At 61.0% G+C, this 577-nt stretch carries 1 protein-coding gene; it reads right to left on the bottom strand.

Annotated elements, in window-relative coordinates:
- Nucleotides 1–577, bottom strand: a 577-nt coding sequence (locus ACP691_RS21675; RefSeq protein ID WP_426199783.1) for a POTRA domain-containing protein, incomplete at both ends; no start/stop codon positions are given.

Raw genomic sequence — 577 nt, 5'->3', positions numbered from 1 at the left:
TGACCTCGCGCACCTTGTACTTCTCACCTTCGTTGATATTGATGGTGATGTAGACGTGCTTCTTGTCCGGGGTGATGGACACCTGGGTGGAGGCGATGTCCATGTTGATGTAGCCGCGGTCCAGGTAATAGGAACGCAGCCGCTCCAGGTCGCCGGACAGCTTCTCGCGGGCGTACTTGTCGTCGTTCTTGAAGAACGACAGCCAGTTGGTGGTCTTGAGTTCGAACAGGTCGACCAGATCCTGCTCGGGGAACACGGTGTTGCCCACCACGTTGATGTGCTGGATGGCCGCCACCGTGCCTTCGTTGATCTTGATCTTCAGGCCCACGCGGTTGCGCGGCTGGGTGACCACCTCGGTGTCCACCGTGGCCGAATAGCGGCCCTGGGCCACGTACTGGCGCTGCAGCTCGTTGCGCACGCCTTCGAGGGTGGCGCGCTGGAAGATCTCGCCCTCGGCCAGGCCCGACTGTTTCAGGCCCTTGAGCAGGTCGTCGCTGGAGATGGCCTTGTTGCCTTCGATTTCGATGCTGGCGATCGAAGGCCGCTCCACCACGTTGATCACCAGGACGTTACCGTC

Origin of the sequence: Pseudomonas sp. DC3200b2 (assembly GCF_049895785.1) — a bacterium.
Classification (GTDB): domain Bacteria; phylum Pseudomonadota; class Gammaproteobacteria; order Pseudomonadales; family Pseudomonadaceae; genus Aquipseudomonas; species Aquipseudomonas massiliensis.
This window is presented reverse-complemented; position numbering and strand designations above follow the sequence as displayed.